Source organism: Caballeronia sp. AZ7_KS35, assembly GCF_023631045.1.
Classification (GTDB): domain Bacteria; phylum Pseudomonadota; class Gammaproteobacteria; order Burkholderiales; family Burkholderiaceae; genus Caballeronia; species Caballeronia zhejiangensis.
The window spans coordinates 218,642-231,022 of record NZ_JALQDV010000048.1 but is presented as its reverse complement, the minus strand read 5'-3'; the positions used below and the strand labels follow the sequence as shown (position 1 = coordinate 231,022).

Annotated in this window: 13 protein-coding genes; 1 reads left to right on the top strand and 12 read right to left on the bottom strand. The window is 63.6% G+C overall.

The features are described 5' to 3' along the window. Positions 1–19: 19 nt before the first annotated feature. Positions 20–931 (top strand): LysR family transcriptional regulator, encoded by a 912-nt coding sequence (locus tag NCT05_RS30610; RefSeq protein ID WP_008346626.1) that lies wholly within the window; start codon positions 20–22, stop codon positions 929–931. Here the strand turns inward: NCT05_RS30610 and NCT05_RS30605 are convergent. The 12 genes from NCT05_RS30605 to NCT05_RS30550 form a co-directional block, all read right to left on the bottom strand. Continuing rightward, complete coding sequence (locus NCT05_RS30605) at positions 922–1,845, bottom strand: SMP-30/gluconolactonase/LRE family protein (protein WP_250503914.1); 924 nt, start codon at positions 1,843–1,845, stop codon at positions 922–924. The genes NCT05_RS30610 and NCT05_RS30605 overlap by 10 nt on opposite strands. 16 nt (positions 1,846–1,861) lie before the next feature. After that, positions 1,862–2,887 carry an ABC transporter substrate-binding protein gene (locus NCT05_RS30600; protein WP_502801807.1) on the bottom strand — a complete coding sequence of 342 codons (1,026 nt, stop codon included), beginning with the start codon at positions 2,885–2,887 and terminating at the stop codon, positions 1,862–1,864. A gap of 50 nt (positions 2,888–2,937) precedes the next feature. Beyond that, complete coding sequence (locus NCT05_RS30595) at positions 2,938–3,780, bottom strand: fumarylacetoacetate hydrolase family protein (RefSeq protein WP_008346620.1); 843 nt, start codon at positions 3,778–3,780, stop codon at positions 2,938–2,940. Positions 3,781–3,793: 13 nt separating this feature from the next. Beyond that, the gene (locus NCT05_RS30590) at positions 3,794–4,549 is read right to left on the bottom strand and encodes an SDR family NAD(P)-dependent oxidoreductase (RefSeq protein WP_008346617.1); all 756 of its coding nucleotides are present in this window, start codon (positions 4,547–4,549) and stop codon (positions 3,794–3,796) included. 28 nt (positions 4,550–4,577) lie between these two features. After that, positions 4,578–5,384: an ABC transporter permease gene (locus tag NCT05_RS30585; protein ID WP_250503913.1), complete on the bottom strand. Its 807-nt coding sequence runs from the start codon at positions 5,382–5,384 to the stop codon at positions 4,578–4,580. Further along, complete coding sequence (locus NCT05_RS30580; protein ID WP_008346614.1) at positions 5,365–6,219, bottom strand: ABC transporter ATP-binding protein; 855 nt, start codon at positions 6,217–6,219, stop codon at positions 5,365–5,367. Before NCT05_RS30580 ends, NCT05_RS30585 begins: the two co-directional genes overlap by 20 nt. Beyond that, positions 6,216–7,241, bottom strand: coding sequence for an ABC transporter substrate-binding protein (locus NCT05_RS30575; RefSeq protein ID WP_008346612.1), 1,026 nt, complete (start codon positions 7,239–7,241; stop codon positions 6,216–6,218). The genes NCT05_RS30580 and NCT05_RS30575 overlap by 4 nt, the downstream gene beginning before the upstream one ends. A gap of 107 nt (positions 7,242–7,348) precedes the next feature. Beyond that, positions 7,349–8,419, bottom strand: coding sequence for a 3-isopropylmalate dehydrogenase (gene leuB / locus NCT05_RS30570; RefSeq protein WP_008346610.1), 1,071 nt, complete (start codon positions 8,417–8,419; stop codon positions 7,349–7,351). A 36-nt stretch (positions 8,420–8,455) separates the two neighbouring features. Further along, a complete protein-coding gene (gene leuD, locus NCT05_RS30565; RefSeq protein WP_250503912.1) occupies positions 8,456–9,052 on the bottom strand; it encodes a 3-isopropylmalate dehydratase small subunit in 597 nt (198 codons plus the stop codon). A 1-nt stretch (position 9,053) separates the two neighbouring features. After that, positions 9,054–10,484 (bottom strand): 3-isopropylmalate dehydratase large subunit, encoded by a 1,431-nt coding sequence (gene leuC / locus NCT05_RS30560; RefSeq protein ID WP_250503911.1) that lies wholly within the window; start codon positions 10,482–10,484, stop codon positions 9,054–9,056. Between the two features lie 277 nt (positions 10,485–10,761). Next, the gene (locus NCT05_RS30555; RefSeq protein WP_250441430.1) at positions 10,762–11,739 is read right to left on the bottom strand and encodes a GlxA family transcriptional regulator; all 978 of its coding nucleotides are present in this window, start codon (positions 11,737–11,739) and stop codon (positions 10,762–10,764) included. Beyond that, on the bottom strand, positions 11,736–12,311 hold the full coding sequence (locus NCT05_RS30550; RefSeq protein ID WP_034470174.1) for an isochorismatase family protein: 576 nt from the start codon (positions 12,309–12,311) through the stop codon (positions 11,736–11,738). Before NCT05_RS30550 ends, NCT05_RS30555 begins: the two co-directional genes overlap by 4 nt. Positions 12,312–12,381 lie beyond the last annotated feature (70 nt).

The window sequence follows — 12,381 nt, the reverse complement described above, 5'->3', positions numbered from 1 at the left end:
CGCGTCCCCGGAGATTCACTTGCGCTTCGACCTCCAATCGCTGAAGCTTTTCGTCGCCGTCTGCGAACACGGGAGCATCGCGCGGGCTGCGGAATTCGAGAACATCGCGGCTTCGGCGCTCAGCAAGCGCATGTCGCAGCTCGAAGACATCCTCAAGACGGCGTTGTTCGTGCGTAGCAACAAGGGGCTGGAATTGACCGTCGCGGCGGCAGCACTGCTGCAACACGCACGGACGCTGCTGCGCGACATCCAGCAGATGGAAAGCGAATTGCTCGACCACGCGGAAGGCGTTCGCGGTCAGATCCGGCTACACGCCAGCCTCTCCACCATCGTCCAGTACATCGCCAAGGATATCCGCGATTTCCTGGATCTCCATCCAGCTTTGCGCATCGACCTTCAGGAGAGCCTGAGCCCTGCTGTCGTGCGCGCCGTTTCCGAAAACACTGCCGATATCGGCGTGTTCGGCGGCACCACGGTAACTGCCGGCCTGCAGGTCTATCCGTACCGAAGCGACCGCCTCGTGGTCATCATGCCGCCCGATCATCCGCTGGGCCGTGCCGGCCGTCTCAAGTTTCGCGAGGTGGCGCGATATCCGCTCGTGGGGCCTCAGGAAGGAAGCTATCTGAATTCGCTGGTGTTGCGCGCGGCGGCAGACCTCGACCATCCGCTCAAGCTGTCTATCCGGGTCAATGGCTTCGAGCCGGTGCGCAGCATGGTCGAAGCGCGCCTTGGCGTGGGACTCGTGCCCGAGCATCACGCCGAGCGCTACGTCAGCTCGGCGCCGCTGGTTGCTGTCCTGCTGGACGAACCGTGGGCCGAGCGGCACTGGAAAATCTGCGTGCGTGAGGCGGAGTCTCTTCCCGCACCCGTCCAGCTCTTCCTCAAACACCTGCTCGCAAGCGCGCAGCAGCAGCCCGGCAATCACGAATAAGCTAGCCTCAATCCGGGGTCCGGCCACGACAGCACACCCAGACGCCCGGTGCCGGACATCGTGACATACGCTGTCTTCATGTCGGCGCCTCCGAAGCAGATGTTCGTCACCATGCCGTCGGGCACCATGACTTGCCGAACCACCTCGCCGGTCGGCGCGACGACGGTGATGCAACCGGTGACGAGCGTCGCTACGCAAATGTTTCCTGCCGCGTCCACGGCCAGGCTGTCGAATCGCTGGTAGCCCGGAAGCCCGCACACGAGACGTCCGCCGTGCGGCGATGGATAGGGATGCTTGCGCGCCCGGCCGGGTTCCTCGAGGTCGAACGCCCATAAGCGCGCCGTTTCTGTTTCGGCGACGTAGACCACGCGATCGTCGGGCGACAGACCGACGCCGTTCGCGGTAGTAAGCGGATACGCGACTTCGACGATCATCGACCCGTCGGCTCGCGCGTAATAAAGACCCGCGTGATCGCGATCGCGCAGCCGGTTCTTGCCGAAATCAGTGAAGTAAAAACCGCCTTCGTGGTCGAACACGATGTCGTTCGGCCCGCACAGCGGATGATCGCCGCAGCGGTCGTAGAGCGTCGTCAGCGTGCCCGTGCGCGGGTCGAACCGTTCGATCCGCCCACTCGTATAGCCTGGATGGATACCCGGCCGAGTGCGATTGAGCCCGGCAACGGTACGGAACAGGAATCCCCCGTTGTTGCAGATGTAGAAAGCGCCGTCCGGACCCACAGCGAGACCGTTCGGCCCTCCGCCTGTTTCCGCGACGACGCTCACGCTGCCGTCGACGGATACGCGGCTGATCGTCTCGCGCTCGATTTCGACCAGCACGACCGAGCCGTCGGCCATCGCCACCGGTCCCTCGGGGAACATCAGGCCCTCCGCCAGGATGCGGATGTCGCTCTCCATGTCTGGTCTCCTCGGTTCAACGCTTGTCCGCATTCTCGACGAAACGGTTGTCGTATGTGGCCTTCAGATCGATCGATGCTTTGCCGATTTCGGGATCGAATGCGGTCAGGACATCGTGTACGGTATGCGCGGCGGCGTCCGTCATCAGGCCGTCGCGCGAAATGCAGCTTCGCATGTTGGCGTACGCACGAGCGAAGACATCCTTTTCGGCCAGCGCATATTGCTGCGGCACGGCGGCGGCGACCTGTTCGGGCGTTGCGTGCGCCATCCAGCGCTCGGCCTCGACGATCGCATTCGTCACCGCTTGCACGGTATTCGGATACTTGACGAGAAAATCTCTCGTCGTGTACATGGCCGCTTCCGGATAGTCGCCGCCCAGTGTCGCGCGCGTGCCGGCCGGGTCTCGCATCACGGCCAACGGAAACAGATCGCCGCTGCCCTGCAGAACGGTGGCGACCGGGTCGTTGCTCATCAACGCGTCGATCTGACCGCTGCGCGCCGCAGCGATCGCTCCGGCAGATGAACCCACGCCGATGATCGACACGTCGCCGGGCTTCAAGCCGGACTTGCTCAGCAGATAGTTCACGCCCATATGAAAGCTCGATCCGGGCGAACTCACGCCGATACGCATGCCTTTCAGGTCCGCATAAGTCTTGACCTTGTCGTGGCTCGCGCGCGTCGCACCGAACACCCATCCGGGGCACGAGGCCAGCGTCACGAACGAGACCAGCTTCTGCCCCTTGGCGGCCATGGTTATCGTATTGGAGTAGGCGCCTGCCACGATGTCGGCACTTCCGCCCATCATCGCCTGCAGAGCCTTGGCGCCTCCGCTGAACACGCCGATTTCGACATCCAGCCCGGCCCGTTTGAAGTAGCCCCGGCTGTCCGCAATGACGAACGGCAGGTAAGGAAAGCCGACGCCCGCCGCCGCCAGATGCAGCTTCGGCTTCTCCGGCACAGGCGCGCCGCTCGCGGCCGATGCAGTCGAGACGGCAGCGAAGATTGCCAATGCAATGGAAACCTGACGCCAAAGCGCTGTCACGATAGTTTGTCTCCGTCGAATATTTCTCGCGCGACCGTGCCGCGAAGCGTTCAACCCTGCACGACGTTCTGGCGCTGCTGCCCGAGGCCCTCGATGCCCAGCGTCACGATATCGCCCGCTTTCAGATAGACCGGAGGCTTCTGCCCCAGGCCGACTCCGGGCGGCGTGCCCGTGGAAATAATGTCGCCCGGCTGCAATGACATGAACTGCGACAGGTATGAAACCAGATATCGCACGCCATACACCATGGTGACCGTACTGCCGTTCTGATAGCGATGTCCGTTGACTTCCAGCCACATCGGCAGCGTCTGCGGGTCGGGAATTTCGTCCGCGGTGACGAGCCAGGGCCCGGTCGGACCGAACGTATCCGCCGACTTGCCCTTGGTCCATTGGCCCTGACGCTCCGCCTGAAACGCGCGCTCGGACACATCGTTGATGACGCAATAGCCCGCGACATGGTTCATCGCATCGGCCTCGCCGACATACTTGGCCGTCGTGCCGATGACCACGCCCAACTCGACTTCCCAGTCGGTCTTGAGCGAGTCGCGCGGAATCTCGATCGAGTCGTTCGGACCGACGATCGCACTCGTGGCCTTCATGAAGATGATCGGCTCCGGCGGCACCGTGGCGCCGGTTTCCGCTGCGTGGTCGGAATAATTCAGGCCGATGCAGATGAACTTGCGCGTGCCGCCCACGCAGGGGCCCAGACGCGGATTGCCTTCCACGCGCGGCAACGACGCAATGTCCAGCGCTTTCAGGCGTGCGAGGCTATCCGGCAGCAGAGCGTCGCCGGCGATATCGGCAACATGGTTCGACAGGTCACGGATATGTCCATCGGCATCGAGAAGGCCCGGCTTCTCTTCGCCCGGTGAACCGTAGCGCAACAGCTTCATATGTATGCTCGCTTCAGTAGGTGGCGCGACCGCCGGACAGATCGAAAACCGCTCCGGTGGTGAAGGAATTTTCTTCGCTGACGAGCCACGCGATCATCGCCGCGGCTTCATTCAGTTCGAGGAAACGGCCGCGCGGAATCTTGCCCAGCATGTATTCGATATGCTCGGGCGCCTGCTCCATCGCGCCGGGCGTGCGCGCAACGGCCGGTGTCACGCAATTGACCGCGATGTCGTGACGTGCCAGCTCCTTTCCCAGCGACTTCGTCATTGCGATGACCGCGGCCTTCGCCGAGCTGTAGGCCGCCGCATTCGGATTGCCTTCCTTGCCGGCGACCGAAGCGAGATTGACGATACGGCCGTAGTTCTGACGGACCATTTCCGGGACCACCGCACGGCAGCAATGGAACGTGCCGTTGACGTCGATCTCCATGACCTGCTTCCAGATATCGATCGGATAGTCGATCAGAGGCGCATTCGGGCCGACGATCGCCGCGTTGTTGACAAGGATATCGATACGTCCCATCGATTCCAGCGTCGCCGCGACAGCCGCTTGCACGCTCGCGTAATCGGCAATGTCGACGCGCTCGAAGTGAACGTCGTGCCGGCGCAGTTGAGTACGGGCCTGCTCGATGCCAGCAGGATTCACGTCCCAGACCACGAGTCGCGCACCGGACTCGAGCAGCCGGCGGCCGACTTCGAGACCGATGCCTTGGGCGCCGCCCGTCACGACAGCGACGCGGTCCGCCAGATTGATTGTGTTCGTCTGCAATTTAGTCCCTTCAGGTTGGATCGCGCATTCACGCGCTGGCGGCAACGGTCTGTCCGGCCACGGGGCGCCAGCGCAGCAGATAGTCTTCGATCATCGATACGGCCGTATCGAGCACTAGCGCGAACACGGTCAGCACCAGGATCCCCGCGATGACCGAGTTGATATCGAACACGCCTTCGGCCAGCAGAATCAGATAGCCAACGCCTTTCTCCGAGCCCAGATACTCGCCCACCACGCTGCCGACGAACGCGATGCCGATCGCGTTGTGCAGGCTCGAAAACACCCAGCTCGTCGCCGATGGCAGATACACATGCCTCATCAGTTGACGCGAGTTCGCCCCGAGCATCCGCGTATTGGAGAGCACGGTCGGACTCACTTCGCGCACACCCTGGAACACGTTGAAAAAGACCACGAAGAAGACGAGCGTCACGCCCAAGGCGACTTTCGACCAGATGCCCAGCCCGAACCAAAGCGCGAAAATCGGCGCGAAAATCAGGCGCGGCATGGAGTTCATCGCTTTGATGAACGGATCGAACACGACCGCCAGAAACGGGCTAAGGGCAAGCCAGAGACCGCATCCCAAACCCAGAACCGTGCCGATTGCGAACGCAAGCATCGTTTCGAGCAGCGTCGTGTACAGATGGCGAAACACCGAGCCCGTGACGAACCACGCGACGATGCGACGCGCCACGCCTACCGGATCGCCGAAGAAGAACGGCGACAGCCATTTCTGATACGTGCCGAGCCACCAGATGAACAGGACGCCGAGCAGGATTGCGAGCCGCGTCGCCAGAACGGTGAAGCGATTGCCTGGACTAAACTCGATTGCGCGCATAGCTTTTCAGAACCTCGCCTCTAAGCACGTCCCATATCTGGGTGTGCAGTTGAAGGAAACGCTGCGTCATGCGGATCTCCGACATCTCGCGCGGCCGCTCGAGATCGATCTCGAACTCAGCGATAGGTCGTGTACCCGGTCCCGCCGATAGCACGATGACCCGGTCGGAAAGCGAGATCGCCTCTTCGAGATCGTGAGTCACGAACATCACGGACTTGCGGTCGTTCGACCACAGCCGTAACAGCTCGTTTTCCATCAGATGACGGGTCTGGATATCGAGCGCGCTGAACGGTTCGTCCATCAGAATGATGCGGGGATTGAGCGCCAGGGCTTGCGCGAGACCGGCCCGCTTGCGCATGCCGCCCGACATCTGATGCGGATATTTCTTCCCATGACCTTGCAGCCCTACTCGCTCGAGCCAGCCGCGGGCGACGCTCAAGGCTTCCTCGCGCGGCATCCCGCGAAAGATCAGGCCGATGGCAATGTTCTCTTCGGCGGTCTTCCACGGCATGAGCGCATCGACCTGGAACAGGTAGGCGGCCTGCGTGTTGAGACCGTGAGTCAGTTTCTTGCCGAACACGCTCAGGCTGCCCGACGAAGGCCGGGTAAGCCCGGCGGCGACGTTCAACAGTGTCGACTTGCCGCAACCCGTAGGACCGACGATCGAGACGAACTCGCCGTCTCGTATCGTCAGGCTTCCGCCGGAAACCGCGGTGTAGGTCTGCGCTCTCTTGCCGTTGCCGGCAAAAGTGCAGGTCACGTTGTCGAAGCGTAACGCTTCACGCGCTTCCGCCGGTCCGCTGTCGAGCGGGACGCTATACGCGGCGGTGCTCATGGCTGGACCTCTGCCGCCTTTCTGACAAATCGATTGTCGTAGGTCGTGGCGAGGTCGATCTTGGCCGAGGCCACCGCCGGGTCGAAGGCCGCAAGCACTTCATGCACCGTTTGGGCGCCCTTGGCCGTGATTTCCCCGTTCTGCGCGATGCAGCGTCGGCTGTTCGTGAAGGCCTCGGCGTAGAGCGCCTTGTTGTCGCCCAGAAACTGCGGCGGCACGTTGTCGGCGACCTGTTGCGGCGTCGCCGTGGCGATCCACTTTTCCGCGCGCACGATCGCATTGGCGACTGCCTGAACCGTCTTCGGATTCTTGTCGATGAAGTCCTGCGTCGCGAATACGCTCGACTCGGGATAGTCCGCCCCGAACACCTTCACGTTGCCGTCCGCCGTACGCATGTTCTCGAGCGGTCTCAGGCTGCCGTCTTTCGTCAGGATCGTGGCACTGGGATCGTTGACGATAAGCGCATCGATTTGCCCCGCACGCACCGCCGCAACGGCGCCGGCCGCCTGCCCCACCCCGATGATCGATACGTCCGAAGGCTGCAGCCCCGCCTTGTGCAGGATGTAGTTGACCGCCATGTGCGTGCTGGAGCCTGGCGCGCTCACGCCGATTCGCATGCCCTTCAAATCCTTGGGCGACTTGACGTCGGTCTCGTGTTTCTGCGATACGCCGAAGATCCATCCCGGGCAAATCACTTGTGCGGCCACCACGACGAGGTGCTGACCCTTCGTCGCCATGGTGATCGTGTTCGAGTACGCGCCCGCCACCATATCGGAGCTGCCGCCCAACAAGGCCTCCAGCGTCTTCGAGCCGCCCGAGAATGCGGCGATGGTTACGTCGAGCCCCTCGTCCTTGAAATAGCCGCGCTGCTTGGCGACGAGCATCGGCAGGTAGGTGATGCCCGTCGACGCCGCCGCGATGTGCAGCTCGGGCTTCTCAGGCGTGTCCTTCGCCACTGCCGTGGCCGATGCGCAAACGAGTCCCACGGCTGCGCACAGTGCAACTGCGAGTTTCAGCTTCATGGTTGTCTCCTCCCTTTCAAGGGATGTGGGTGCGAAAACTGCCCTGCAAGGCTGGCCTTGCGTGATCGTGACGCCGCGCTGCCAGCCGGTCCAGGCCGCGATCCGCCCTAAACGACTTCTTTCTGCAAGGCTTCGACCACTGCATCGCCCATGTCACGGGTGCCGACGCTTTGCGTACCTTCCTGATGGATATCGGCGGTTCTGTAGCCGGCGGACAGCACGGCCCGCACGGCCTGTTCGACGCGCTCGGCGGCGTCTTCCATCTCGAAGCTCTCGCGCAGCATCATCGCGAGCGACAGGATGGCAGCAAGCGGATTGGCGATGTCCTTGCCTGCAATGTCCGGCGCCGACCCATGCACGGGCTCGTACAGCCCTTTGCGGTCGTAGCCCAGCGAAGCCGACGGCAGCATGCCGATCGATCCGGTCAGCATGGCCGCGGCGTCCGACAGAATATCGCCGAACAAGTTACCCGTGACGATGACATCGAACTGCTTGGGCCGGCGCATCAGCATCATGGCGGCGGCGTCGACGAAGAGATGGCTCAGTTCGACGTCCGGATAGTCCCGCCCGACGCGCGTGACAGTTTCGCGCCACAATTGACTCGCCTCCAGCACGTTCGCCTTGTCCACCGAGCACAGCTTGTGGTGACGTCGACGAGCGGCGCGGAAAGCCGCGTGCGCGACGCGTTCGACTTCCGATTCCGAATAGCGCATCGTGTTGAAGCCGACGCGCTCGCCTGCCTCGTTGGTCTCGAAGCCGCGCGGCTGACCGAAATAGGCATCGCCGTTCAGCTCGCGAACGATCACGATGTCGAGTCCATCGACGACTTCCGGCCGCAAGGTCGAAGCGCCGATCAGTTCCGGGAACATATAGGCCGGACGGAAGTTCGCGTACAGCGTGAGCGCTTCGCGCAACTGCAGGAGACCCGTTCCGGGACGACGCTCGCGGGGTATCCCTGCTTCGTCCGCGACGCCTACCGCACCGAACAGGATGGCGTCGGCCTTGCGCGCCACGTCGAGCGTGGGCTGCGGAAGGGGCACGCCGTGCGCCCGGATGCCGGCCTCGCCGATATGCGCCTCCTGGGTCTCTGCATGGGGCGCCACGACTTGCAGCACCTTGAGCGCCTGCGCCACTACTTCCGGACCGATGCCATCACCGGGCATGACTGCAATCTTCATCTGAACTCCTCCAGGTCGTTTTGGAAAGCGCGCGCCTCAATAGGCATCGGCACGATTGCGCTCGAATGCATCGATGCGGTCTCGATGCGAAAGCGTGTAATCGATCTCGTCCATGCCGCGCAGCAGGCATTCCTTCGCGAAGGGCTCCATATCGAAAGGATGCGAAGCGCCATCGGGTAACGTCACGGTCTGCGCGGGCACGTCGATGGAGATCCGGCTGACTGCCCTGCTGCCGAGGCTTTCCAGGAGCGGAAGCACGACGCTCTCCGGCAGCACGATCGGAAGCAGCCCGTTCTTCAGGCAGTTGATGAAGAAGATATCGCCGAAGCTCGGGGCGATCACCGCCCGGATTCCGTAGTCATACAGCGCCCAGACCGCGTGCTCCCGCGAAGAGCCGCAACCGAAGTTGTGGTTCGCCACCACGATGCGCGCCTCGCGAAACGACGCCTGGTTGAGCACGAACTCAGGCTTCTCGGCGCCATCCGGACCGAAGCGCAGCGCACGAAAGAGGAACTGGCCGAAATCGTCGGAGCGGGGTTTTTGCAGGAAGCGCGCGGGCAGGATCTGGTCCGTGTCGCAATCGATGCCGGCGATCGGGACGGCGACCGCATCGAGGTGAATCAGGCTTTCCATTTCATGCTCCCAGGAGACGGCGCACATCGGTCAGACGCCCTGTCACGGCAGCGGCAGCAGCCATGGCCGGACTCATCAGATGCGTGCGCACCCCAGGTCCCTGACGGCCCACGAAATTGCGATTCGAAGTGGAAGCGCAACGCTGCCCGGGCGCGGCGATATCGCCGTTGGTTGCAAGGCACATCGAGCAGCCGGGATAACGCCACTGAAAACCGGCTTCCTTGAACACGCGGTCCAGTCCTTCCGCCTCGGCCTGAGCCCGTACCTCGTGCGAGCCCGGCACGACCCACGCCTCGACGCGAGATGCGATGCGGCGGCCGCGCGCCACCTCCGCCGCGCTGCGCAAATCCTCGATGCGGCCGTTCGTGCACGATCCGATGAACACCCTGTCGATCGCCACGCCTTCCAGCGCCGCGTTCGGAGGCAACCCCATGTAGTTCAGCGCTTTCGACATCGCCGCGCGTCGATCCGGGTCGGCTTGTCGCGCGGGATCGGGAACGCGTCCGTCGATGCCGCAGGCGTATTCGGGCGTCGTGCCCCACGTGACCATCGGGGCGATGTCGGAGACGTCGATGTGTATTTCCCGATCGAAGGGCGCGCCGGGATCGGTGAACAAGTCGCGCCATTGCGACATCGCGCGGTCCCACGCATCGCCATCGGGTGCGTAGGGACGCCCCGCGATGTACGCGAACGTGGTTTCGTCCGGTGCGATCATGCCTGCTCGCCCGCCAGCTTCGATGGTCATGTTGCAGAGCGTCAGCCGGCCTTCCATCGACAGGCCGGAGATCGCGGAGCCCGCGTACTCGATGACGTGGCCCACGGCGCCGGCCACGCCGATCCGGGCGATCACGGCGAGAATCAGGTCCTTGGCGGTGACGCCCGTGCCCGGCCTGCCATCGAGTGTGACGCGCATGTTGCCCGACTTGCGTTGCCACAGGCATTGCGTGGCGAGCACGTGAGCCACCTCGGTCGCGCCGATTCCGAAAGCAAGCGCGCCCATCGCCCCATGTGTGGATGTGTGGCTGTCGGCGCAGACGACGGTCATGCCGGGCAAGCTCAACCCTTGCTCGGGCCCGACCACGTGCACGATGCCGCGACGGGAATCGTCCATGTCGAACAGCGTGATCCGAGACTCGGCGGCGTCGCGCTGAAGCGCCTGAATCATGCCGCGCCGCTCCGGGTCGGCAACCGCGGACAGGTCGTTTGCGACGCTGGAAACGTAGTGATCCGCCGTGCCGAAGATGCGCTCGGGGGAGCGTGGCGTCAGGCCGCGCTGACGCAACAGATCGAAGGACTGCGCGGTGACGTCGTGAATGAAATGGCGGTCGATGAACAACAGATCCTGTCCGTCGTCACGCGACATGACCCGGTGACGGTCCCAGATCTTGTCGTAAAGCGTGCGCGGGCGACCCGCTCCTTGTTCGAGTTGCATCGCTTCGTCTCACTCCGTGAATGCGCCGTTTGCGAACGCTTGCGTACGCTCGGCGGGTCGGTGTTGTGAGAGCATCATGCGCCAGACGCACAGCGTTGTACGTGCTATTTCGGCAAGGCACCATCGTGAAATGCGATGCCGGGGCGGCCCCTGCGGTAGACGACGCGATAGTCGAGGTGCAGCCCCGGCTCCATGCTTGCCAGATTCCGACTGTGGACGGCGGCAAAACGGCAGACGGGAAGCGGCGAGATATGCCCGGCGGCGGGTTCCGATGCGTTCAGTCGACAGAAGATTCGAGCTCCGAACCGCTGCGAAACCGCGCGGGCGACACGTCGTGATACCGCCGCCACACGCGCCGAAAATCCCGGACGGATGCGAAACCGGATTCCTCCGCCACGCGCTCGATGTTGTAGTCCGACTGCGCGAGCAAGCGCTGCGCGCTCGCCACCCGCAGACTCTGCTGATACTCCAGTACGGTGACGCCCGCGTGCTCCGCAAACAGGCGGCTCAGATGCCGCTGGCTCACATGCGCGGCACGCGCGAGTTCGGCGACGCTCCAGTCGCGCGCAGGGTTTTGCGCGATGGCATCCTGCGCGCGATGCACCGCCGGATGCATGTGATTCCGATGCGCAAGCCACGGCGAAAGCTGCACGTCGTCGCCTGCACGGCGCTGATAGACCACCTGACGGCGTGCGATATCGGCGGCGCGCTCGGCTCCCGCATAGTGCTCGATCAGATACAGCGACAGGTCGATACCCGCGGTGATTCCGGCGCTCGTCAGCACGTCGCCGTCATCGACGAACAGGCAGTCGTATTGCACGCGCGCCGTCGGTTCCGCGCGCGCGAGTTCATCGACGAGTCCGAAGTGCGTGGTGCAGCGCCGTCCCGCAAGCAGCCCCGCGCGCGCAAGCAGGAGCGCGCCGGAACAGATGCTGGCGATGCGCGTGTCTTCGGCCGGGGCGCATCGAAGCCACTGCGCGACCGTATCGAACGGCGCGTTCGCGCCCGGCTCCGGCGACTCCGTGCTGCCGACGACCATGACGAGACTGTTCCGCGGCAGCCTGTCGGGCAACGGTTCGATACCGTCGATGAAAGTGCCGAGCGACGTCGCCGCGCGCTCGAGCGGGCCGCAGTGATGCAGCGCGAAAGGCCCGCCGGCTTCGGCCGCCATTCGCATCGCCTCGGCCGGGCCGGCATAGTCGAGCATCAGCACGGGCGGCGTCAGCACGAACCATACGGATATCGGCGGAATCATGCAGCTTTTGCCGTGCGCCACGCAGCGAGCGCGTCGTCGGTTGTGGCGATGCGCGCGAAGCGTCCCTGCAGCACGAGTTCCGTATGCGCCTTGATCTCGGACGTCGAGTAGACGCGGCCGCTGATGGCGTGAGTCATCGGAAACGTGAGGGTAGCCTCGGTCACGTAGTCGACGGCATAGCCGATGTCCGAGGCGACTCGCGTCGTCGTCTCGCAGCACTGTTCGGTGCGGATGCCCGCGATCACCAGATGATCGATCTGGCGCCGGCGCAGCCACAGGTCCAGGCCGGTATCGGTGAACGCGTTGTGCGTGTGTTTCTCGAAGACGACATCGGGCGAAGCGGGCAACCAGTCCAGCGGCTTCACGAAGCCCGATTCCTTCTTGAACGGTCCGGCCTTGCCGACATGGAAGATATGAACCACCGGAACGCCGGCTTCGCGCGCGCCGCGGTCGAGGCGCAGTACGGCTTCCTTGAAAGCCGGCAGATCCGTGTCGGACCAGTCGGGCATGTGGCGAAACGATTCCTGAACGTCGATGATGACGAGAGCGGAACGGCGTTGGTCGGCGGTCATTTTTGGCCTCGATGATTGAACGTGCAATCATCATAATGCCCCGTCAACCGCACAGGAAAGAGCATTACGC